Consider the following 23,092-nt stretch of genomic DNA (forward strand, 5'->3'; position numbering starts at 1 on the left):
CATGTCAGCAGAGATTTTTCGCGGCATGGCTCGTGTGGACCCCGAGCGCGTGGAACTGTTCGCAGCTCCCTACCCGCCGCGGCGCGCTAAAAACCAGCGATCGTCCGCATCGACGGTGATCGATCCGATGTGCGACCGCGATCGCGTCGCGGCTCAATCAGAATCGCACGAGCGGCAGGGCGATCTCGCCAAGCGACGGTCGTGCGGACTCCTCCGCGACGACGACACCTGCCGCGATGCCGACGCCAGCTCCCACTGCTACGATTCCCGCCACGAGCCACGGCCACCACTCCATCTGCGCGCCCTGGTCGACCGGTCCAGAAGGCGGCGAGAGATCGGGGTCCACGACGAGCGCGTCGGGAGGAGCAGTCTCTTCCTCTGGATTGCACACGATCGGAGACTCCGGTGAGCCCAGTTGACCCAACGTCGCCCCACTCGGAGACAGTGCGCTCAAGTGGTACTCGACGAGTCGCTCGTCGCCGGGACTCGCGCGGACGCGCACGCGAATTTCGCCGTCCGGAGCGAGTTCGAGCTCCGCCGTCGCCCACTCCACATCTCCCTGGTGTCGCGCCATCGCGCGCACCGTCGCGACAGCGCTGACCGCCTCGGTGACGCGCGCCTCCGCGGTCCAGGTGTCTGCGGTATCGTCGAACGAGCACCGCTCCGCCTCGAGCCGCACTGCCACCGGATGCGCCATTTCGCGCGCGCGCACAAACGCGGAGCGCACCATCGGCCCGGCGTCCGTGTCACTCATGCGGTGCCCGGGATCACGCTCGAAGAGCTCGTGCAAGACCGCCTGTGCCGCGTCGTCGTCGCGCAATGCGATGTGAATGATCGCGAGTACTTCGAGACCAGCGTTGCGATCCGACGCCGACAGATCGGTACGCTCGAGGTAGGCGATCGCGCGGCGCAGTGCAGGGCGGTACTCCGCGTGCAGCAGCGCCTCGCGAATCTCCGCGAGCTCTTCGTCCGGCGGCCGCGTCTGCGCGTGCGCGACCACGATATCGAACGATGCGATCGTCGCGGCCGCGAGCGCGGCGAGCACGACAAACTTCGGTACACGCAACGTTCGGCGCGTCATCACTCTCCACCTTGAGGAAGCTCGAAGAACACCCGGGTCTCGCCGTTTGGCTCGACGTGGACCGTGCGCACGTGACTCGCGCCAGACTCGTCCACGAACCGCAGGCGGATGTCGCCCGCAGGAGCCGTCACTTCGGCGATGGGCGTACTGCCCAGCAGTCGATTGCGGAGGAACACCTGCGACCAGGGCCTCGTGTTGATCGACAGTTGTCCCGTCGCGCTCGACGACGCGCGCTCCGCCTCTCGCGACGACCGCGAATCCCGCCCGCGCGGAACCGGTGGAACGGGCGCAGTCGGCGCACTCGCCACACGCGACGACGGATCGGCGGGCGCCGGCGCGGTCACGTCACTGGCTGTCGGCTCAGCCGTCGCGCCGGGCTCGCTCGGCGCGGCCACAATGACAGCGGGCTCCGGTGCTGCCGTTGCGCTCGGCTCAGGCAGCGCAGGCTCCGCAGGCATCACGACGGCACGCTCGCGCTCCGCGACCGCAGGGGCGGCGAGCTGCGTGACCGCCGACGCGGCGACGTTCGGTATGACCGCAGGCTCTACCTGACCTGGGCGCAGCGCGAGCCACACCAGCACGCCGACCGCGGCGAGCGCCGCACCCCCGCCGAGCACACGTGCGAGCGTCGGTCCGGCCCGCGCGCGGGTCGGCGCGCCAGCGGACTGCACGATCGCGGTCGACCCCACGACGACAGGCACCGCGACGCCAGTGTGTGCGAGTCTCGGCGCCGGCAGTGCGGCCGACGGAACGAGGTCCGCCGCCGCGTCGCGCAATTCGGACGCCGAAGCGAGCCCGAGCACCGAGTCGTGTGCTCGCCGGTGCGTGGACTGCCCGAGCGGCACCGGCTCGAGCGACGGGCCCGAGAGCACCTGATCGGGAAAGAGGTCCTCGAGGATCGCAGCGATCATCTCGGCGGTGACGATCTTCCCGCTCGATGCGATCCAGCGCTCGAGATCCGCCTGCATCTCCGCAGCGGTCGAATACCGATCCGCGGGATCCTTCATCACCGAACGCTGGATGATCGCATCGAGGTCGGGGGACATACCCGGCGCGCGCTGCCGGAGCGACGGTGTCGGCTCGTCGATGATCGCGCGAATCGTCTCGTACTCGGTCTCTCGTCGAAACAGCGATTGACCGGTCAATGCCTCGAACAGGCACACTCCCAGCGCGAATACGTCAGCGCGCCCGTCGAGAGGTCTTCCGAGGCACTGCTGGGGAGACATGTACGCGAGCTTGCCCTTGATCGTCCCTGCCTCGGTCTTGGTCGAGTGGCTCGCTGCCTTCGCGATGCCGAAGTCGAGCAGCTTCACCTGACCGTCATAATTGATCATGATGTTCTGCGGGCTGACGTCGCGGTGGACGATGCCCATCCGAACGCCGTTCACGTCACGTGCGCGATGCGCGTAATGAAGCGCGTCGGCGACGGAAGCGATGATCCGGGCCGCGAGCTCGGGCGGCAGCCCACCCGACGCGCGCGCGCGACGGATCAGCTTCGTGAGGGACACCCCATGAATCCACTCCATCGCGAGGAAATACGAACCATCCACCTCGCCGAATTCGTAGACATGGCAGATGTTCGGATGGTTCAGCTGAATCGCGAGGCGCGCCTCGTCGAAGAACATGCGGACGAAGTCGGAGTCACTCGCGACGTGCGGGAGAATGCGCTTGATGGCCAGAAGGCGAGCCGCACCGACCTTGCTCGTCTCACGCGCCAGAAAGATCTCGGCCATGCCGCCATACGCGACACGACCCAGGATTTCGTACCGACCGAGCGTCGAGATCGCGGGGAGCCGAGGAGGCGGAGGTCGCGACGGAGGAGCGATACGCGGGCTCCTCTCCTCCACGTCCACATCGATCTCCATGTTGTCCGCGGCGCCACGCTCAGCACCGCTGTCGGGGGGAGGGGGAGGATCGGGGCGCCGTGCGCCTTGGATCACTCGAGGAAGCACGCCCACCGGCCGCTCGCGCGGTGGCGCGGACCCGAGCAATCGCGGACCAGGCGCTCGCTTCATGGACACCTGCCCAAGTGGTGCAACGCGAGTGCCTGCACGTATGCAGCGGTAGCGGCAACGATCCGCGTGCATTTGCGTTGATTGATCGACGACGGTGTTGTCTGTGCGTCAACGATCGATCCCCGCGAAAACGGAGCCGTTGGAGCCGATCATCCACGCGCGCGCCGCGGAACGATCGCTGCTACGCCGTCGTCGACGTGGCATCTACCCTGGAATCGTTCGCTCATGCGAGCACGCGATTCGTCGCTCTTGCATCTCTCGCGATCGCTCTCGCGAGTTGCTCTCGTCCCACCGCGATTCGTGTGCACGTGACGTCCTCGCTTGCGGTGCCGGCCCAGGTCGACGCGCTCGAGGTCAGGGTTGTCGGGACGACGGCGTCCAGTCTTCGCGATCAGCGATTCGCACTGACGCGCGGCTTTCCACACACGTTCGACATCCTGCCGGGCGCGGCGGAGCACGAGAGCGTTCAGATCACGATCGTCGCGCGCCGCGGTGGGAGCGAGAACGTCCGGGTGCTGCGGCGAGTCGTCCGCGCCGCGTTCGTGTCGGGCACCGTTCAGGACGTCAGCGTCGAGCTGAGCCCGGACTGCATCGATGTCGAGTGCCCCGAAGGCATCGACTGCGTGCTGGGGACGTGCGAGCGACCCATCGAGCGATGCGAGGATGCCAGTCAGTGCGATGATGGCATCGACTGCACGGTCGACCGCTGCGAGGACATGATCTGTCGACACGACGTCGACAGCTCCATCTGCGAGGTCGGCACCACGTGCGACCCGATTGACGGTTGTCCGGGGCGTGCATGCCTCGATGACGTGACGTGCGACGACGGAGCGGCGTGCAACGGCGAGGAGCGATGCGTCGACGGCCGCTGCGCGCCCGGCACCGCGATCGACTGCGACGACCGCGACGAATGCACCACCGATCGCTGCCAGAACGAGCTAAACGGCGAGTGCGCGCACGTCACCCGCGACGCCGACGCGGACGGGCACGGAGACGCTCTGTGTCCCGCGATCGGCGGCGCGTCCGCGGACGACTGTAACGACTCGAACGTGATGGTGTTCCCGGGCTCTCCCGAGACCTGCAACGGGCTCGACGACGACTGCGATCAGCAGTGCGATCAGGAATTCGAGTGCTGTCGCGGCGAGACGCGCACGTGCTCGACGGCGTGCGGCACCGTGGGTGTCGAGACCTGCACGAGCGAGTGTGGGTGGAGCGAGTGCACCGCGCCGGCCGAGGCATGCAATGCAGTGGACGACGACTGCGACGGGAGCACCGACGAGGACTTCGGTTGCGTGCCCGGCGAAACCGACTCGTGTCGAACGCTGTGCGGATCCACTGGTCAATGGGCCTGCAGCGCGTCCTGCACGTGGGGCCCGGAGTGCGCCCCGCCGGTCGAGACGTGCAACGGAGTCGACGACGACTGCGACGCAGTCGCCGACGACGGATTCAACTGTGCGCGCGGCAGTGATCGGGCCTGCACGACGTCATGCGGAACACCCGGCCGCGAAGCGTGCCTCGATGGGTGCGGGGCGTACGGCGCGTGCGTCGCCATCGAGGGCTGCAACGGAGTCGATGACGACTGCGACTCGCGCGTCGACGAGACGGTCGAGTGTGCGGTCGCCGCGACGGAGCGGTGCACGACGACATGCGGGAGCCAGGGCACGCGTCGCTGCGACGCGAGCTGCCGCTGGGAATCCTGCGAGCCTCCGGCCGAGATCTGCAACGGAGAGGACGAGGACTGCGACGGCGCTCCCGACGACGGATTCACGTGCGTGCCGGGCTCCACGCGGACCTGCGCGACGAACTGCGGGACGACCGGCGTCAGCACGTGCACGAACGGGTGCGAGTGGGGTGCGTGCACGCCGCCGCCCGAGGTCTGCAACGGCCGCGACGATAACTGCACGGGAGGTTGCGACGAGACGTCGATGTGCTGCGCGGGCTCGACCGTGACGTGCGAGACGACCTGCGGATCGACGGGCACGTACGCCTGCAGCGGCACATGCACGCCGGGCGCGTGCATTCCTCCAGCCGAGACCTGCAACGGGCTCGACGACGACTGCGACGGCACCTGCGACAACGGCTCGACGTGCTGTGCCGGACGCGTCGGTACGTGTGTGACGTCGTGTGGCTCGTCGGGCACGCGTGTCTGCTCTGCGACCTGCGGCTGGCCCTCGAGCTGCACGCCGCCCAGCGAAATCTGCAACGGACAGGACGACGACTGCGACGGAGTTGCGGACGACGGATTCGGCTGCATCGCCGGAACGACGGCGGCGTGCACGACGAGCTGCGGCACGGCGGGCACCCGGAGCTGTGGCGCGACGTGCACGTTGTCGGCGACCTGCACGCCGCCGGGCGAGACGTGCAACGGATTCGACGACAACTGTGACGGAGTCGCCGACGACGGTTGCTCCGGATGCGTGGCGTGCAGCGGCGCGACGTCCGTGACGGGACCGGGCGGGCGTTATTCTCTCACCCTGTCCGGTTCAGGTTCACACACCGGCTCGTGCGGAAGTACCGGTGGCCCCGAGCGCACGTTGACGCTGACGCTCGGCTCCGCTTCCGACGTATTCATCACGACGCATGCTGCGCTCGGCGTGAACACCACGATTTACGTGCGGCGCTGCGCGTGCGGCGGCACGGAGGTCTCGTGCAACGATGACGCGGACGGACTGCCGACCTCGATGTTGCACCTCACCAATCTCGCAGCTGGGACGTACCAGCTCTTCGTCGACACCCCCGCTGGCACCACCGCGACGGTACCTGTGGACATCTACGTCAGTCCGGTCGGAACGGAGTCCGACCGATGCGGCAATCCGACGTTCGTGCCGCTCGGCTCGAGCACGCGCGGCACGACGGTGGGATTTACGCACAACTACGATCTCCACTATGCCGACGGCAGCGATTGTCCCTACGCCGGATCGGGCAACGGACCGGATCGCGTCTTCTACTTCGTCGTGCCCAGTCCACAGACGTTGACGGTCAGCGGCTACAACTCCGAAACGGATTTTGATGCGGTCATTTACCTGCGGTCGATCTGCGAGAACCCGACGCCGGAGCAGACTGCGACGAACCAGCTCGCGTGCGCGGACGACGTGGGCACACCGCCCGACGGCACATGGGGCGGATGCGCATGGCAGCGACCCACGCTGACGCGCACGTTCCAGCCGGGCCTCTACTACGTGTTCGTCGACAGCGGGCAGCTCGCGAGCTGCCAATCCGGGCCGTTCCGACTCGACGTCGGACCGTGAGGGCGAGCATGTCGAGGGCACTCGGTCCGATTCTCACGACCGCGTCGTCGTGTTGCCAGTCGAGCAGCGCAACGCATCCCGGACGCCGCCGCACGAATGAGGATGCTTGCTGTGCCGACGACGCGTCGGGCCTCTTCGTCGTCGCCGATGGACTGGGTGGTTACGACGGAGGCGAAATCGCGTCGCGCATCGTGGTGGAGACGCTCTCGGAGCAATTGGCTGATCACGCCCCGATTCGCGCCCGGACCCATCCGCTCGACGACGCGGCGTTCGCGTGCCTCCAGCTCGATCACGCGATCCGAGTTGCGCATCGCCGGATCTGTGCGCGCCAGAGCGGGCGCATCGCGGAGATGGGCTCGACCGTCGCGGCGCTACTGCTCGGTCGCACGTACGTGGTGATCGCGCACGTCGGCGATAGCCGTGTCTACCGGTGGCGCAATGGTCGGATCGAGCGCATGACGCGCGATCACACGTTCGCCGAGTCCGGGGCAGGTTCGCTGCCGCTCGCAGCGAACGGCGGCGTGCCACCTTCGCCGCATATGCTCACGCGCGCGCTCGGCGTCGACGGGCAGAGTGTCGCGGACGGCCGCGTCGAGATGATCGAGCCAGGCGATCGCTACCTGATCCTGTCCGACGGCGTCCTCGACGTCCTCACCGACGAAGCGATCGAGGATCGCGCTCGCCGCGAGCCAATCGCGGTGCTCGCGGCCGCGCTCGTAAACGCGTCGCTCGCCGCGGGCACCCGCGACAACGTCACCGCAGTCTGCGTGGAGCTCGCGTGACGAGCGCGCGACGGTCGGCGGCGACGGCGACACCGCGCCCGTGCGCGCCATCTGCATCGCGCGGGCGCCTGGACTGGGCACGTGCGTTGCCGTTTGTGCGAACTGCGTGTGTTCAGTGCGCTGCGTCGAAACGCGGCTGCCGTCATGCGCGTTCGCGAGCCCGTCGTGACCAACAGGCCTCGACCGATCGTCGCGTTCACCGCGCGGGTGGCGAGGAGATTCGGAGTCCGCACTCATGATGTTCTCTCGAAGCTGGATTGCGCTGCTGACCGCTGCGTTCACCACGGGATTCGCGCTCTGCGTGGTTGCAGTGCGCACCATCGATCGCGGTGCGGAACGTGCCGTCGAGCAGACCCTGCGAGGCGACGCGGCCCACGTGCGCGAGTGGATCGCGGACGACCGAGCTCAGCTCGATGCCATCGAGTCGATCGCGTCCGCACCGGACATCCGCGCGCTCCTCCGCGAGGGCGTCGCGCAGGGCTCAACCCTCGACCGCGCCGCGCGTCTGCGCGGCGCGGTCGAGCTCCGCAATCGCCAACTCGACGCCGCAGCAGGCGACGTCGTGGTCGTCATCGACGCCGAGCAGCGGATCCTCGCGCAGCTCGGTCTGCCGTCGGGCGACCTGGACGCTCGCGCGCGGCAGATGTTGCGTGATGCGTCCACCGGACGAACGGGTGGCGATCTCTGGCTGATCGGCGACGACGTTTATCGCGTCACGGCCCGCGCGATCATCGAGGGCGAACGCCATCTCGGCACCATCGCTCATGGCGAGCGCGTGGACGAGGCGCTCGCGACCTTGATGGCGACTCGGCTCGGCGAAGCCGGTGTCACGATCGTCCGCGGAACGCGCGTCATCGCGAGCGCATCGAGCGGTGGAACCGCGGCCCGCACGCAGACCGCAGAGCTTGAGGCAGTGATCGGCGCTGCGCACACGACCGCTGCTCCGGCCGCCCCGATCCCTGTCGCGACCTCGAACGGAGAGACGGCGCTCTACCAGCCGCTGGGAACCGCGCCGGGATCGGACGTCGGGTGTGTCGTGAACCGCGTCGTGCCCCGCCTCGCCTCGCCGCTCGCGCTGTTCGGTCGCGTATCGGCATCGGAGTGGCTCGGCGCGCTCGCGTCGATGTCGGGGAGCGTCCTCGTGGTTTTCACTGTGCTCGCGTTCGCGCTCGGACGCTTCCTGCTGTGGTGGGAGAGCGAACGTCAGCTCGCCGCGTTCCGTGAGTCGACACGCCGCCTCGACTCCGGGGAGTGCCTTCAGCTCGACGATGCGATCTTCTCGGGGCCGCTGCGCCTCGCGGCGCGCGACGTGAACGCCGCGATCGAGAAGGTGCGCGCGGAACGCCTTGCGGAGATGTTCGGGCCAGTGCCCCCTACGACGCCCGCCGTCGCGCCGACCCCGTCGCCCGCAGTGCGTGCCTCGGTGCCAGACGCAACGTCGGCCGTGCACGCGACGACGCCCGTCCGTGCGCCCGCTGCAGCGCCCGCAGTCGTGGCGAACGAGGCGAGCGCGGCTGTGATCCCGCCGCGTACGACAGTCGACTCCCTGCGATCGACGATCCCATCGATCGCGCTCCTAAACGATCCCGAAGAGGAATCGGAGATCGATCCCGACGAGGACGAGGGATATGACGCGACGATGATCGCGCGGCCTTCAGCAGATCTCCTTCGGGCGAGCCGGGACGCACTCGTGCCGCCGGGCGCGGACGCAGCGCTCATGAACGTCTTCGAGGAGTACGTCGCGACCAAACACCGGCGCGGAGAATCGACGAAGGGCCTGACGTACGAGCGATTCGTGTCGGTGCTCGAGCGGAGTCGTGCGCAATACGTGCAGTCGCACGGGCCCCGGCGCGTCAACTTCGAAGTCCAGGTGAAGAACGGAAAGACGGTCGTGACCGTCGTCCCCGCAGGGAACTGATTGTTGACGGTCTCGTAGATCGATGATGGGTGCAGCCTTCTCGCGAGCGTGATGACGTCGCGGTAGGCGGCGCGCAGGATGTGGTACCGGTATCGCGTCGGCGAAGAGAGTGACGGGGCCGACGCAGCCACGAGCTCCGCCTTGCTCGAACGTCTTCGTCCCCGCGCGACGGACCCGGCGCGCAGCCGAGCTGCTTCACAACCCCGCGAATCGAGTGCCCACGCGATGGAGCGCGACGTCGAGACGACGACCACGTTCGAGCGCGGTCTACTTCTGTCGGTCGCACGACCGGAGGAGATCCGGTCGCCGCACCGATCACGCGCGCAGCGCGCGAGCGGGCGTCGCCCGGTGCGCTCGGCGACGCGCCACGAGGCCAGTCCATCGCCACGCCGCTTTGGAGCGCGTGCACGCTGTCAGCTCCACGGCATCGAGGCCTGGGCGTATCTGCGCGACGTACGTGAATCTCTTGTCGGTTCGGTTCTGTGATGACGTCGGCTCGGGCGACCGAGTTCGTGGTCGAGACTACGCGAGCACTGCCACGCGCATCGTCGAGCCCCGGTTGATGAGATCGGACACGCCGGCGGCGGCACGCGCGCGGCGTCTCGTCGCGCGTGAAGTGTCCACGTCGTCACCGAAGTCCGTCCTGTCCGCTCGGGAGTTGCTCCCGCGCCTCCGCGGGGATTCTCGCGCTACCGTCGCGACAGCCGCGCACGGAAGCGCGGAGCGCGAACCAGCTGAACTACGGTCGGTTTTACCGTGGCGCAGCGAGCACCCGCTCTACAGTGCGTCGTCGTAAGAAGCTCATCATGCCGTTGTCGCGCGCGTTCACTCAGGGCGAGCTGCGCCGGAGGAAACGCACGAGAGCTGCCCGGGATCAAAGTGCATCGCGGGGTCTGCGAGCGCACGGGTTCTCCTCATCACATCGGGCGCAGAAGCCGCCGCGCGCGCCCTGTGCGTCACATCCGGGGCACGCGCGCTGCGACCGAGAACCGATCCCTGCGCTGGCGGCTTGGGACTCGGCCAATGCACCAGTGCGTTGGATTTCATCCATCGACATCCTTTCAAAGCCAGACCGCGCTCTTCGATCCTTCCGTCAATGAGAGCGACTGAACGACATCGTCGTGAGCGAGACCTCCCCGCGTGCACTCGCCTCGCCCGCACGTGGGCGAGCAAGGCGAGCGGTCGTGGTCGGCCGATTCCGGAGGCGTGGTCGGCGCACCCGGCGTGCCCTACTGACGCCGAGGACGAGCGGCCGGGCGGTCACTCGAGTTTTTTCGACGCGGCGCACGAGTCGCAGCTCGTTCAGCACGAATTCGATTCCGTGCACGCCGCCGGACGACACCGTGTGTTGGCCCGGGTTCACGGTCGCTTTCAGCCGGAATGGCGCATCGAATGCGCCGTAGAGCTCTCGGTGCGCGGAGACGAAGACCGCAATCGCACCATCGGGTCGCGAGCGGCCCACTCGTTCACGGTCCGGACGAGATCGTCCCCATCATTGCGATCGCGCGTTCGATCCCACCGTCGTGCTCGCTCATACGCAACGCATCCTCTCACCGCGCTGACACCGGAGCATGCACGACGGTCGATGCGTTGAGCTGCGCGAGCGCGCGGCCGGCGGCGTCCCAAATCGAGCCGAGCTCGTGCTCGAGCAGGCGGACGTTCGATGCTGCGGCACGACGCGCGATCCGCTAACGCTCACTCCACAACGCACTGGCTGGCGCGACACACGAACGGCGCGGCGCACTCGTGATCGTGCGGGCATAGTCCGCCACGCCGCTGCGGCGCGAGGCACCGCTCCGACTCGCCGATCTCCTCCGAGCGACACACGCCGCTCGCGCAGTCGTTGACGCCCCATGCGAGCGGATCGCACTCCTGGCCGAACGGGATGAGCGCGCAGCGTCCGTCGATGCACGCCCCGAGCGCGTACGGAGTGCTCGCGTCGCACGCATCGCCGATCACGCGCGACTCTACGCAGCGCCCGTCCACGCAGCGCGAACCCGCGACGCACGCCGAGTCGCGCTCGCACGCGCTCGAGGCGCGCACGATGGCGATGCACGTGTCGACGACACACCGCGCGCCCGGAGCGCATCCGATTGACGGATCGCATCGCTCGCCAATCGCGGCGGGCGCGACGCATCGGCCACGGCCAGCGCCGTCCTCGGCCGCGCAGACCAGACCGTCCGCACAATCGTCGATGCCGAGCTCGAGGGGCTGCCTGATGCACGCTGCGCCATCGGGCCGCGGGCGCTGGCACCGTCGCCCGTCGCTGTGCTCGCCGATCATGCACACGAGACCGGCCGCGCAGCTCGGGGCGCCGCGCGTGGCGTTGCACTCGGTGAACAGCAGGCCGCAGAGATCTTCGGTGCAGAGCGCGCCCTCCTCACCGAGCTCCACGCACGCGCCCGCGACGCAGCTCGCGCCGGGTTCGCAGTCGTAGAACCCGGAGCACGGCTCGCCGAGCACCAACCGCCGCGCGCAGCGGCGCGCGCGCGCATCGCAGACCAGGCCTTCGGCGCACGCGGTGTGGAACGGGACCGGATCGCAGGCGCGGGTTCCAATCGCTGAGCGACGCTCCTGCGCATGTGAGAAGATCGAGAAACGCGACGCCATCGAGCTTCGAAAGCCTCATCCAGCGTGTTCGACCGCCCTCATCCAGCGTGCGCCGAAACCATTTCCATTGTTAGCGAGCAGGTCGGTTGATGGATATCGAGCGCTGATCGCTCACCGTGACACGCCGTGTGAGCGGGCCTGTTGTGGAAACCGCAACAGTGCGGTCTCGTCGTCACACGCCGCGGCCGATCGCGCGCACGGCCTCGTCGTGCGCACGAATCCCGTCGTGGCCGCGATCGATCGCACGAACCTACGGAGCAGCTTCCGGAGCGTCGCGAGAGCGCGCTCACGGCCGAGTCGGCGAATGCGGAAACGCGACGCGCTTCACCGCGCAGGCGATCCGGACCGGCCGGCACTGGCCCAGCACGTGCTCCTCTAGCCGCTTGGCGAGTGCGTTGACTGTGCGACCCCCGAGCGTTACTCGGCGCACTCGCCGCTACAGAGCTTCTGCGTGGGATCCGCTATTCGGGCGATGGCCGCGATCATCCTGGCGCTCGCCGTCGGCTGCGGAGGCGGCGGGACCGCCGACCCGATCTGCGCGAGCGTCGCTGTCGAGCTGACCAATCCGCATTTGCAGGCCCTCAACGGCTCGGACATCCAAGAATCGCAAGGAGAACGAGATGATTGGCGCAGTGGTCATGACACTGGCGTTCGTGGCGTGGACGGTGATCAACGGCGCGATCGCGATCGGCCGTCCCATCGGGACGTTTCGCCAGGTGAAAGTGCTCGCGATCTTCACGCTGCTCCCGCAGCCCTGGGATCGCGTCGTGGGCGCCGGGGTAAACGTGCTCCTGGGTTTGTTCGGGGTCGGAATCTACGTGAAGTACGTGCTGCTGGGCTGAGCGCGGATAGGGGCGCGCCTGCGCGTCCCGCTGCGCATCGAGAGCGCGCGAGATCTGGAGCGCGTGCACGCGATCGCGATCCCCGAGTGGATCCAGCGGACTAGCGAGGCGAGGACGCGCGACGAGCGGCGGTGCGCCGAGCTCGCGTGGCTCGAGCTGCGCGACGCGGTCGCGCCCCGTCTCAACTTCGCGCAGATCGCCTCGCCTGTCTTTGGCCGCGCCATGCCCACCAGCTCCTCGCGACCGGGCGATGCTGTCGCGTTGCGGGTCCTCGACCGATCTTCAGACGCCGGTGGGCTCGCTATACGCCGTGTCTTCCACCACGTACTCGAGTTTCCTGCCCTGCGGTTCCTCGCGGCACGCCCCGTCCTCGACGAGTTCGCGGAGGGCCTGCTGCACGGTGCGCAGCGGAGCATCGAGCTCGGCTGCGACCTCGCGCGCTGTCGATCGCCCATGCCGCGCGAGCACATTCAGCACGCGATCCTCCATCGAGAGCGCACACCTCGGGTCGGGCACCACGACCGCCTCGCTCACCATCAGCGCGACGCGGCCCGCGCGCGCCTGCACGCGGCCCGCGCTGCCAAGGCGCGCACCGATCCGATGCGCGAGCACGCGTAACGTCGCGTCGTGGATCCCCGACTCGTAGGGCGTGCGGTACACGCGGCGGTGCAGCTGCGCGTACTCAACGCCCTCGTCGCCCGCGAGCGCGAGCATCGCGAGTGCGACGTCCTCGCGACCCGTGCGTCGCTGCGTCGCCACGATCGGCGACGCGCCCGCGAGCGCGAGGCCGGCACGCGCCACACGGCGTCCCGCGCCGCGCGGCGTGCGTAGGATCCACGCGGTCGCGTCGTCGTGAGCGCCGCTCACGCCGAGCCCTCCGAGCCCGAGCGGTAAGGACGCACCCTCGCCGCGCACGAACTCCGCGACGTCCTCGTCGAGCGTGTCGGGATCGAGGTGCGGATCGAGCAGTCCCGTCATCGCGTGCGCGCGGCGCGAGATCGGACCGAGCGCCGCCGTCGTCACACGCAGGCTCGCGGCGCTCGTGTCGAACGCGCGACGATCGCCGCGCATCGCGGCCTCGAGTACCGCGGCGAGTGCACTCGCTGCGCGCGCCGCCGGGCACGCGTCATCGGCTTCGGTCCCCGTCCCGATCGCGCCCGACACGAGCAAGCGCTCGCACGCGAGCCACCCCGACCATGCGGGAGACACCCATCCGCCGAGCGACTCGAGGATGCGCGTCGCGTGCACCGGCTGTCCCGCCGCCGCGCGCACCCGCGCGAGGGTCACTGCTGCGAGCGCGTGCGGGCCGCGCAGCCCCTCGGTGCTCGCCATGCGCGCCGCCCGGCGCGCGACGCCGATCGCCTCCTCGATACGATCCTGGTGGAGCAGCGCGATCGCGCGAGTGCTCGCGCCGTCGATCACGAGATCTGCAGCGCGCAGCTTTCCTGCATCCGACTCGATCGATGCCGCGTCCTCCTCGCGCCACGGCGTGCCGCGCAACCACGCGAGCCAGAGCGTCGCAAGACGTGTCTCAAGCTCTCCGCGCGCGCCCTCTGCGAGGCGCGCCGCGCGCGCGAGCCCGGCGCCGTCCCAGCGCGCGAGGGCGAAGCGCATCGCCTCGATCGCGCTCACCGAACCGCCGCGCGCGTCATCGAGGCTATCGGGTGCTCATCTTGCCCACGAGAGCCAATAATGTTCGTCGCGCAAATCGCACGCACGTGGACCCGATTCGCGCCGTCAATCCAACTTTAGTCGCAGCCTCGCCAGGCTGTTTAGTGCGTGACACATCGCATCGGCGAGTGCTTGCATGGATCGCAAGCGAGAACGCTTACTCGGAACGTTAGACTCTGATCAGCGCGACCAGCGTCGCGGCGCGCGCCGCACAAGCAGGCCGCGTGCCGCGCGATGCGCGGAAGAACACGTCCATCTCTCCCAAGACAGCACGCTACATCTCCCCCGCTCGCGACACGGAGCGTTCGCGAGAGCGGGCGAACGATGGGGGCGCGCGCCTGAACCGCCGCTGAAATTCTCGCGAGCGTCGAAGCCCGCCCGGCACAGCTGGCGAGCACGAAACGGACTATGGTGCGGAAGCCATTTGCTCACCGTGCGCCCATAGCGCATGCGGCCCGGGCGGCTGTTACGGAAGCTGCGCAGATCATCGCGTACGCGAGGCTGCGGCGCGCCCAGGGTGCGGAGTCTGCTGCTCATGCTCATTCTCCGTCGCTGGGCGGAGTGACGTCGATACAGCCGGTGGTCGTCCCCGAGCGCTCCGTGATGCCCTCGCAGAGTTCCGCGCACTCGGCGTCGACGTCGCAGTGCGGGATGTTGGGGTTGCCGGACTCCGTTCCGAAGCACGCGCGCCCGATGCCCTCGTCGGCCGCCCATCGCGGACGGACAGAGTGTGCCGTTGCGTGAGGGAAATTCACGAAGAGGTCGAGCTCGTCGAGGTCGAGCGGCCCGACGTGCTCGCGATGCCGAACCGGTTGTTCGGTGGCACGCGACGTGCCGATCCCGCGCGCTCATGTCGAGTCTTCTTCGCTTCTCCGCGTGCTTCGCGCTCGCGCTGTCGGGCTGTTTCGTCTCGCACGAGCGATCGGGCCCGCCGCCCGAGGATCACCGCGACGGGCGTCGGCGCGTGCACCGCGGAGCTGGACGACGGCGAGTACTTCTGCTCGCCGGACAGCGGTGTGCTCTAGGACGGCGCGGCGGGCGGACGCATCGCGGTGTCGGCGACGGGCGGTGATCGTCGCGTTCGCGAGCCCGATGACTCGCAGCGCTGCACGCGTGACGCGGTGGCGCGCCGGTCCCGGTGTCGATGTCATGATTCCCGCACGGTTAGCACCTCGTGCCCAGCATCGTCGCACGGAGGCTCGCGGCTCTGACAAGCGGACACCCGCGGCGGAGCCCGCGTCAGTCGCAGTGGGGAGCCCTCGTCCTGCGCGCGCATGCGCGATGAGCTCGTGAGCGTCGATGCCGATCGCAACCGCTTCCGATTCTTCGTGATCGAGCTGCGCGAGGTCCCGATGGGCGGCGCTGAGCTCGTGCGTCGCTGGGGCCGGGTTGGCGCGGAGGGCCGGTGCGAAGTCGAGGCCTTCGACTCGCTCGCCGCGGCGAGCGTTGCTCGCACCGCGCTCCTCGAGCGACGCAAGCAGCGCGGGTATATCGCGGCGGACCCCGTAGCGATCGCGCTCGTGCGTCGGATGATGGCAGCTCGCCGTGCAGCTCGCCGGAGTCCGCGCCAGCTCGCGTTTCCGGGCTTCTGAATCGCGCGTGCGCAGCGTCCGAACGATCCACCGGAAGACGAATTCCATGTGGCGCCTGCGCTGATCTTCGGGCAGCCGCCGAACGCAGTTGAGATACAGACGTTCGGCATTTCGTCAGCGGCACAGATCGTCGCCTTCGACGGGTTCACCGACGTGGACGTCTTCTTGCCCTGGGATTTGTTGAACCGCGTCGACGCGCCCGGGTGGAAGGTGCGCATCCTGGCGGACGCGCCATCGATCACGTCGATCGCGGGGCTCTCGATCGCGACCCACGGCCGGCTCGAAGAGGCGGCGCGCGCCGACGCGGTCATCATCGCGAGCGGTCCCGGTTTGCGCCCGAAGCTGCAGGGCACCGAGTTCGCCGGCGCGCTCTCGTTCGATCCTCCGCGCCAGCGGATCGGATCGATGTGCTCGGGCGCGCTCCTCCTCGCGTCGAAGGGTCTGCTCGAAGGCAAGCGCGCGACGACCTACCCCACGCAACGCGATCGCCTCGCGTCGATGTCGACGAGCCCTTCGTGCGCGAGGGCACGATCGCGACGGGCGGCCGGCTGCCTCGCCGCGATCGACCTCGTCGGCTGGATCATCGAAGAGCTCGCCGGCGCCGAGCAGCGCGAGATCGTCCTGCGCTCCGTCCAACCTGTCGGCCGCGGTCTCGGATTCGACGCTCGCCCCCTCCCGTCCCGCCAGTACACGCCGCAATCGTGACCAGCGTGCTTCTCGCGCGTCGCGCTGATCGATCGGTCCGGCGGTCCGCCTGCTCTCGCCGTTCGGCCTCGGCTTCTACGCGCGCGGCATCGGCTCGTTCGCGTTCAGCCTGCGCGCGGCCCCGCGAACGAGCCGCCTCCGCCGCCCACCTCGTGCACGTGGGGCTTCTGCTTCGGCATCGGAGACACCGACTCGCCTCACCTTCTGCCGCGCCGTGCTGGTGCCCGGCACCGCCGCCGAGCTCGCCGCGGTCGTCGAGGTGGGCATCTCCGGGCCTCACGACGCCCATTCCGCGCTACTCACTCCCACCGGTGATATCTCTCCGAAGTCCCATCGCCGTGATCGAGCACTAGCCACTCCACGCCAGAAGAGTCGGTTTCTACCGACCACCACATCGTGCGCGTCTCTTGACCCTGAGTGCGCTCACCGCTGTTCCCGCAACTGTTCGTCACGTGCGTCTTCACCCAGTGACGGTGCACGGTGACCTCGTCGCCCTCGATCACGACCGTGCCGACCTCGGTTCCGAGCAGGCGCATCGTGCAGCCGGCAACGGTCGACGTAATCACCGCGCCAGTCTCGTAGAACCCATCGGGATCGAGGATGAAATAGAAACCCTCACCGGAGGGGTCGAGCCACTCGCCGTTGTCACGGTTGTAGTACTGGATCGTCGACAGAGTTCCGGTGAACCACTCGCCCGCGATCTCCGCGGGCACGCCGCTGCGCGGCGTGTCCGGCGCGCCATCGTCACGGCACGCGCTGACCGTCAGCGCCGCCAGGATCGCGATCACGAAGAGATGAATGCGCTCGTTCATGCTTCCTTCTCTCGAAGACACCGTGCGATTCGCCGCGTTCGCAAGTGAGACGTCACGCGCACGGCCGGGGAGTAATTGCGGGCGAGCGATTGAATCCGTCAGTGACATCGATCTTGAGTTTTCGCTAACGGCGTCCGCCAGCCTCCCGGCTCTCATCTCGGGGTCGATGTCGCCGTGTCGGTCGAAACCGCACGTAACGGGGCTCGGCTTAAGCGGGCGACGCAAGCCCGCTTCCAGAAGAGGGCCGGGCTGAAGCTGCCGCCCACCGGCCGCGGCCGCTTCAACCTCGAACCCTACGCAGCTATCGAGCTCGAAGAGCCGGGCTGACTCGGTCAGCCGTCGACGCTGTCGGACGTTGCGGCGCCGGCGGCAGTGACGGGAGGAATCGGGTCGGGAACCCGGTTGCGCACCGGCGGAATCGACTGCAGGTATGCGAAGATCGCACGGAGGTCGTCATCGCTATAGTTTGCGATGAGCTGGAAGGGCATCGGCGGAAGCAGCGGACGCCCGACGCCCATGTGGCGGCCGTTGCGGATAGTCGCGATGAACGTTTCCTCGTTCCACCGACCGAGGCCCGTCTCCTCATCGGGCGTCAGGTTCGCGGTGAACGTCATGCCCCAGGGGCCCGACCAGGCGGTCATCGTGTCAGATGCCATCGCCATCCACGGACCGGGCGGCAGCGAGGGTGCGGCCGACAAGACGATGGTCTCCGGATGACCCGACAGCAGGCGCGAGGCGTCCGGGATGGGACCGCTCGGGCCCATCGTGAGCGGCGTGTGGCAATCTCCGCACAAGCCCGCGTTAACGATGTACCGACCACGCGCGACGCGATCCTCCGCATCAGGCGCGGTGACCGGCGCTCCGCCACTCTCCTCATGGCCCGCTGCTCCGCCGAGCTCCGGCGGGGTCTCGTCACATGCAGTGAGGGTAAGTGCGAGGATGATCAGGAAGTTGACTCTCACGGCTCGTTCTCCAGTTGGCGTGACGGGGGTAGTTCACGGATCCAGTCGGCGACGAGGCGAACGGCCTCGCCATCGACGACGTGCGTTCCGATCGGAGGCATCTGCGTGAGCGGGTCGCGGGCGCTCATCCGCGCGAGGACCACGCTAGCTTCGGGATGGCCGGGGTCGACTCGGCGCGCGGGCGCGTGCGGCGCGCCGGGGAGCGCGAAGCCGCTGGTCCTGTTGATTGTAGTCGTGAGCGCCGGCTCAGGCAGCGCAGCGCCTTCGTGCGCGAGCTGCATCCCAAGAGGGCTCAGCGCGCCGCTTGCACGGTGGCAGTGCCCGCAATTGCCATGCAGGTATCCGAGCGCAGCGCGCTCGGTCGGGGTGCGTCCGGCGATCCGGGGCGGGCGAGCGAGGAACCGCGCGGACAAGTTCACGAGCGCGCCGATGCGCACGAGCTCGCCGAGATCGACGTCCTCGGCGCGCTGAACAGAATGGAGCGCGCCGGGATCGCGATCGGGCGAGAGTTGAAGGAGGGAGAACCCGAGCACCGGCGTCTCGCCGTTGCCATGACATGCCACGCAATCGCTCGTGCTCGGGACGGCGTGCGGCGCCCCGGTGCTCGTGTCGACTGCGATGTCGCCACCACGCGGATCCGCGAGGACGGCCTCGCGCTCATCTTCGCTCCAGAGGTAGGTCGCGTAACGCCAGCCGTCGGGACCGAGCACCATGTAGCGCGTCTCGACGCGCCTCCCGAACGAGAACTCCTTCCAGATCCGCGTGCCTACAGGGAAGCGCCACGCGTCCGCGTCGCTGGCGTCGACCGCGGTACCAGGAGGTATCGCAATGAAGCGGCGTTTGGACGCACCATCGGTCCAAAGCGGATACTGCGGCGAGAACGAGAAGATGCCTTCGGCGGTCTCGAAGCGTTCCCAGTCCGCGTACAGTCCGGTCTCGCGCAGCGTCAGGGGAGGATTGAACGCGACCTGCGATACCGGCGCTCCGCTGCTCGCAAGCGCGACTAGGGAGCACGCGAGGGCGAGCGCGGCGGGCAAGCCTAGGACGCGGAGCGCACGACCCACACACATAAAGTCATTCACCGCTCCGACCCGTCGCATGAGAAATCGCCCCCGACGCATTCAATGACGCACGCTCCGCCTGCAACACCGACGGGAGGGCCCGCGGCACAGTTGGTCTTCCCGTTGTTCGTTCACCACCGGACGAGCCCCGGCCGAAACACGCTTCCACCGAGGTACTCGAACTCTCGCGAATACGAAGCTGATCCGCTTGATTGGTAGTCACTCAGAGGACGTACCGTCGGAACACGACTGAGCGAGACAGCGGTGGGGCGGGTCAGTCAAATCGTCGCTGTCGTCCCGATTGCGAGCGAGCAGGCTAGACGGAGTCCGACCGAGGAACTCAACGCAGGTCCGAGTGAAATGAGAATGGTCGGCGAAGCCCGCTTCCAGAGCGGCCACACCGAGACCGATGGGCGTCGCTCGCGTGAGCATCTCGAAGGCACGAGCCATCTTGGTCCAGCGGAGCCAAGTCCGAGGGGTCAGCCCGATCTCGCGATGGAACGTCGCGCGCAAGTGCGTGGGCGACACGCGCGCTACGGCGGCCATTTGCTCCACGTTCCAGTCGGAGATGGAATCGTTCGCGGCGGCGAGCAGAATGCGTCGTATGATCGCGTCATGCCGGTGGACGCCCACGACGTCCGCCGTCGCGATCTCTTCCATACACGTCGCGAGTTCGATGTCGGGGCGCTGAGGCTGCATTGCAGCCCGGTTGGCGTAACGGAGCAGTTCCGTGGTCCTCGAAAGAGGCGCAATCTCGACATCGGAGCTGCTGATCCATCCTCGGGCTGCGCGATCGAGATCGCACAGGACCGTGACAGTCGTACCCACGCACGAAGAGCTGAAACCGACGTCGGGCTTCACGACCAGAGCCCGGCCGCGGGCGACCCGATTGTCGGAGAGGGTCACTTCAACATCTCGCTCGACGCCGACCAGCACGACGGCCGCGTGACACGCAAGCCGGTCCACGCCAGCAGACGACACGCGGAGCCAGCGTCCACGTTCGATGGCCAAGCCCCGGGTCGAGCTCAGGTCGAGCTCCGCCCGATCACGGGGACCCGTGAACGAGGGCGGGCACGCGAGCAGTTCGGCGCGGCCGATCATGCGTGCACGCGCGGATCGCCGCGATGCGAGAACCCGCGCACCCCACGCCTCCGCCCGAGCGGCAGGAAGTTTGCTTCACACGTGTGAATTCCGTCCTCGACCATTGCGACCCCCCGGGCGCCCCCGGACGCCCGATAGATGAAGTGCCGCTATGGGGCGTCGCGTTACGCGGGGGTCATTTGATCGTGGTAGGCTTACTCATCATGCCCGGGCATGACGACGGCGAGACGCTGGCGCTGAGGGCCAGCAACGGCGATCGCGATGCCGAGCGGGAGCTGTGTCGTCGGCTCGGACCCGCCGTCCGTGCGTTCGCGCGAAGGCGCCTGCGGAGTCGGGCTGCCGTCGACGACTTCGCTCATGACGTGATGATCGAGTTCATCGAGGCGCTGCGCGCAGGTCGCGTGGCCGATCACTCACGCGTGGGCGGTTTCGCGCTCGGCATCTGCCGCAATCTCGCTCGAAGCGGCAACCGCAAGATGGAACGTCGGCAAGAGGCACTCGAGCGCCTCTTTGCTCCGCCGGAGCCGACTCCTCCGTGGGACCCTATCGTGCTGTCCCGCTCACGCCTCGAGGAGTGCGTCGCTCTCCTCACGGATCGCGCCCGCCACATCCTCCGAGCAACTTTCACGGAGGAAAGCTCCGACGACGAGATCGCCGTCGGTCTGTCGATTTCGCAGACGAACGTTCGCGTCATCCGGCACCGCAGCCTCGCCGCGTTGCGCGAATGTATGGAGCGGCCCCTCACGCTGGAGCGACGATGAAGCACGACCGCCTGTCTCGAGCGGCGCAGCTCGAGGCCTACGAGCGAGCGCAGGGCTTGGATTCGGAGGATTCTCCGGACGACTACGAAGACGATCTCTTCAGACGAGCAGCTGATGGCGCAGCAGAAGAAGTAGTGTTCGCCGACGCAGTCCAGTCGGCATACGACCGCTACTTCCGCGCCGTGCCGCGCCGTCCGGATGACCAGGAGGCCGCCCAGGGCGTCGTACTCTACGTCGAGGATGACACGGATGTTCGCGACGTGATGGCGAGCATGCTTGAACGCGAACACTATGTAGTGCGCACGGCTGGCGATGGTCGCGAGGCGCTGGAGATGCTCCGAGGCGGGTTGCAGCCGGACGTCATCTTGCTCGACCTCATGATGCCCGTCATGGATGGATGGGAATTTCGCGCGGCACAACTGCGAGATCCGAAACTTGCTGCCATCCCGACGGTTCTCGTCTCAGCAGTCCGTCCTCTCGCCGGACCCGCAAGATCGCTCGGTGCGGCAGGTTACCTCGAAAAGCCGTTTCGTCGCGACGACCTCTTGCGAGCTGTTGGGTCGCTCGCAACGCGCGAGCCGCATGCGATTGGGTAGCGCGTGCGCTCGCCCTCCGGCCGCGCAAGCACGTCGGGCCAATCCCTTGTGGCGAGCCGACACCTGCAGCGCGATCGATTTCTCGCAGGCCACCCCACCATAGTACGCGGTGCTCGCGTGTTGCGCGCCGGCCCGATCTCACCCGCAGCACGAGGTGCAGTACGCGCCGGAGCATCCGCCGCCGGAGCACCTGTCGAGGCTCGTGCACGGATCTCCGTCGTTGCAGCGCGTCCCGTTGGTATCGCGCCCACACCCGGTGGTGTCGGTCTCGACGCGGCTGCCGGTCCCACCGCACGCGCCCGCTGCGCAGGTGGACCAGGTGCATGTGCGGATGCGCGAGCCGCTGGTGACGCAGGTGCTCGAGTACGTGCACGCGCCGTAGCTGCCGCACGTCTCGGCCGCGCACGCGACTCCGTCGGTGTCGCGCGAGCAGGCCTCGGAGCGCGTCTCGACCGCTCCAGGCGTGCACACGCCTTCGGCGCACGTCGGCGCGGGACGGCAGTTCATGTGCTGCACGCCAGTCTCGTCGCAGGTGCTCTCGAACGTGCACGTGCCGACCGCCTCGCACGACGGATCGCCGCACGGAGCCGCGTCGGTCTCGCGCATGCAGTCCATCGTCTCGGTGGCCGTGCTCTCCACGCACGCGCCCTCGGCACATGCGTTCATCGTGCACGTCCGGGTCGAGACCCCCGTCTCGTCGCACGCGCTCTCGAACCCCTCGCACGCCGACCACTCGGTGCACGCGGTCGCGGCGCCGCACGCGGCGCCTTCGGTGTCGCGCGCGCAGGGAAAGGTCTCGGTCTCGGCGTGCTCGACGCAGACACCGGACTCGCATGCGCTGCGCGAGATCGCGCGCGACCGCGTGCCCGTCTCCCCGCAGATCACGTCCGACGTGCACTCGCTCCATTCGCCGTGCGTGGGAGCAGGACAGTCGGAGTCCGCGTCGCATCCGATGCACGCGTCCCGCTGCTCGTCGCAGTGCGTGGGCGCGCTGCACGGATCGCCGGAGTGAGCACACTCGCCGCTCTCGCAGACGTCGGTCCCGTTGCAGGTCAGTCCGTCGTCGCAGCTTGCGGTGTTCGGCTCGAACGTGCAGCTCCCTTCGACGCAGAGATCGTCGGTGCAGGGATTGTCGTCGCCGCAGTCCGAGTTGCGCGCGCACCCTTCGCCGCCGTCCGCCGTCGCGCTCCGACCTGACGGTCCGCACCCGACGAGCAGCACGAGCCAGACGGCGATCAGATGCGGGACGGAGCTGTGCAGATGCATGGTGGCCCGCCACGCACGCATCGCGTTCTCGTGGAAGACACCAGACACTCGCGTGTGAACCGTCCGCCG

Annotated in this window: 17 protein-coding genes and 1 pseudogene; 9 read left to right on the forward strand and 9 right to left on the reverse strand. The window is 68.4% G+C overall.

What is annotated here, in order from left to right:
* Positions 1-157: 157 nt before the first annotated feature.
* Both I5071_RS46290 and I5071_RS46295 read right to left on the reverse strand, forming a co-directional pair.
* Positions 158-1,081 carry a hypothetical protein gene (locus I5071_RS46290; protein WP_206607046.1) on the reverse strand — a complete coding sequence of 308 codons (924 nt, stop codon included), beginning with the start codon at positions 1,079-1,081 and terminating at the stop codon, positions 158-160.
* Positions 1,081-3,168, reverse strand: a complete 2,088-nt coding sequence (locus I5071_RS46295) for a protein kinase domain-containing protein (protein WP_329611190.1) — start codon at positions 3,166-3,168, stop codon at positions 1,081-1,083. Before I5071_RS46295 ends, I5071_RS46290 begins: the two co-directional genes overlap by 1 nt.
* A gap of 236 nt (positions 3,169-3,404) precedes the next feature.
* Between I5071_RS46295 and I5071_RS46300 the strand changes: the two genes are divergently transcribed.
* From I5071_RS46300 to I5071_RS46315, 4 genes are all read left to right on the forward strand, one after another.
* The gene (locus I5071_RS46300) at positions 3,405-6,344 is read left to right on the forward strand and encodes a MopE-related protein (protein ID WP_206607048.1); all 2,940 of its coding nucleotides are present in this window, start codon (positions 3,405-3,407) and stop codon (positions 6,342-6,344) included.
* Positions 6,227-7,126, forward strand: a complete 900-nt coding sequence (locus I5071_RS46305; RefSeq protein WP_236607768.1) for a PP2C family protein-serine/threonine phosphatase — start codon at positions 6,227-6,229, stop codon at positions 7,124-7,126. The genes I5071_RS46300 and I5071_RS46305 overlap by 118 nt, the downstream gene beginning before the upstream one ends.
* A gap of 235 nt (positions 7,127-7,361) precedes the next feature.
* A complete protein-coding gene (locus tag I5071_RS46310; RefSeq protein WP_206607050.1) occupies positions 7,362-9,044 on the forward strand; it encodes an MXAN_5187 C-terminal domain-containing protein in 1,683 nt (560 codons plus the stop codon).
* A gap of 225 nt (positions 9,045-9,269) precedes the next feature.
* Positions 9,270-9,530, forward strand: coding sequence for a hypothetical protein (locus I5071_RS46315; protein ID WP_236607769.1), 261 nt, complete (start codon positions 9,270-9,272; stop codon positions 9,528-9,530).
* A gap of 1,209 nt (positions 9,531-10,739) precedes the next feature.
* Here I5071_RS46315 and I5071_RS46320 read toward each other — a convergent pair.
* The gene (locus I5071_RS46320; RefSeq protein ID WP_206607051.1) at positions 10,740-11,654 is read right to left on the reverse strand and encodes a hypothetical protein; all 915 of its coding nucleotides are present in this window, start codon (positions 11,652-11,654) and stop codon (positions 10,740-10,742) included.
* Positions 11,655-12,274: 620 nt separating this feature from the next.
* Between I5071_RS46320 and I5071_RS46325 the strand changes: the two genes are divergently transcribed.
* Positions 12,275-12,496 (forward strand): hypothetical protein, encoded by a 222-nt coding sequence (locus I5071_RS46325; RefSeq protein WP_206607052.1) that lies wholly within the window; start codon positions 12,275-12,277, stop codon positions 12,494-12,496.
* Between the two features lie 282 nt (positions 12,497-12,778).
* Here the strand turns inward: I5071_RS46325 and I5071_RS46330 are convergent, their stop codons facing one another.
* The gene (locus I5071_RS46330; RefSeq protein ID WP_206607053.1) at positions 12,779-14,128 is read right to left on the reverse strand and encodes a helix-turn-helix transcriptional regulator; all 1,350 of its coding nucleotides are present in this window, start codon (positions 14,126-14,128) and stop codon (positions 12,779-12,781) included.
* Positions 14,129-15,441: 1,313 nt separating this feature from the next.
* Here I5071_RS46330 and I5071_RS46335 point away from each other — a divergent pair.
* Together I5071_RS46335 and I5071_RS46340 are read left to right on the forward strand one after the other, a co-directional pair.
* Positions 15,442-15,759: a WGR domain-containing protein gene (locus I5071_RS46335; protein ID WP_206607055.1), complete on the forward strand. Its 318-nt coding sequence runs from the start codon at positions 15,442-15,444 to the stop codon at positions 15,757-15,759.
* 126 nt (positions 15,760-15,885) lie between these two features.
* A pseudogene (locus I5071_RS46340) lies at positions 15,886-16,464 on the forward strand (DJ-1/PfpI family protein).
* Positions 16,465-16,763: 299 nt separating this feature from the next.
* On the opposite strand, the gene I5071_RS46345 reads toward I5071_RS46340, so the two are convergent.
* The 4 genes from I5071_RS46345 to I5071_RS46360 all read right to left on the reverse strand — a co-directional run bounded on the left by I5071_RS46345 (position 16,764) and on the right by I5071_RS46360 (position 20,400).
* Positions 16,764-17,276, reverse strand: coding sequence for a hypothetical protein (locus tag I5071_RS46345; RefSeq protein WP_206607057.1), 513 nt, complete (start codon positions 17,274-17,276; stop codon positions 16,764-16,766).
* Positions 17,277-17,608: 332 nt separating this feature from the next.
* Positions 17,609-18,238 (reverse strand): diheme cytochrome c-553, encoded by a 630-nt coding sequence (locus tag I5071_RS46350; protein ID WP_206607058.1) that lies wholly within the window; start codon positions 18,236-18,238, stop codon positions 17,609-17,611.
* A complete protein-coding gene (locus I5071_RS46355) occupies positions 18,235-19,275 on the reverse strand; it encodes a hypothetical protein (protein WP_236607770.1) in 1,041 nt (346 codons plus the stop codon). The genes I5071_RS46350 and I5071_RS46355 overlap by 4 nt, the downstream gene beginning before the upstream one ends.
* Before the next feature lie 243 nt (positions 19,276-19,518).
* Complete coding sequence (locus I5071_RS46360) at positions 19,519-20,400, reverse strand: AraC family transcriptional regulator (RefSeq protein WP_236607771.1); 882 nt, start codon at positions 20,398-20,400, stop codon at positions 19,519-19,521.
* A 203-nt stretch (positions 20,401-20,603) separates the two neighbouring features.
* Here I5071_RS46360 and I5071_RS46365 point away from each other — a divergent pair, with 203 nt between their 5' ends.
* Together I5071_RS46365 and I5071_RS46370 are read left to right on the forward strand one after the other, a co-directional pair.
* Positions 20,604-21,161 (forward strand): RNA polymerase sigma factor, encoded by a 558-nt coding sequence (locus tag I5071_RS46365; RefSeq protein WP_236607772.1) that lies wholly within the window; start codon positions 20,604-20,606, stop codon positions 21,159-21,161.
* Positions 21,158-21,757 (forward strand): response regulator, encoded by a 600-nt coding sequence (locus I5071_RS46370; protein WP_206607061.1) that lies wholly within the window; start codon positions 21,158-21,160, stop codon positions 21,755-21,757. Before I5071_RS46365 ends, I5071_RS46370 begins: the two co-directional genes overlap by 4 nt.
* Positions 21,758-21,895: 138 nt before the next feature.
* Here I5071_RS46370 and I5071_RS46375 read toward each other — a convergent pair whose 3' ends face one another.
* Positions 21,896-23,023 carry a hypothetical protein gene (locus tag I5071_RS46375; protein ID WP_236607773.1) on the reverse strand — a complete coding sequence of 376 codons (1,128 nt, stop codon included), beginning with the start codon at positions 23,021-23,023 and terminating at the stop codon, positions 21,896-21,898.
* Positions 23,024-23,092 lie beyond the last annotated feature (69 nt).

Origin of the sequence: Sandaracinus amylolyticus (assembly GCF_021631985.1) — a bacterium.
GTDB classification, from domain to species: Bacteria; Myxococcota_A; Polyangia; order Polyangiales; family Sandaracinaceae; genus Sandaracinus; species Sandaracinus amylolyticus_A.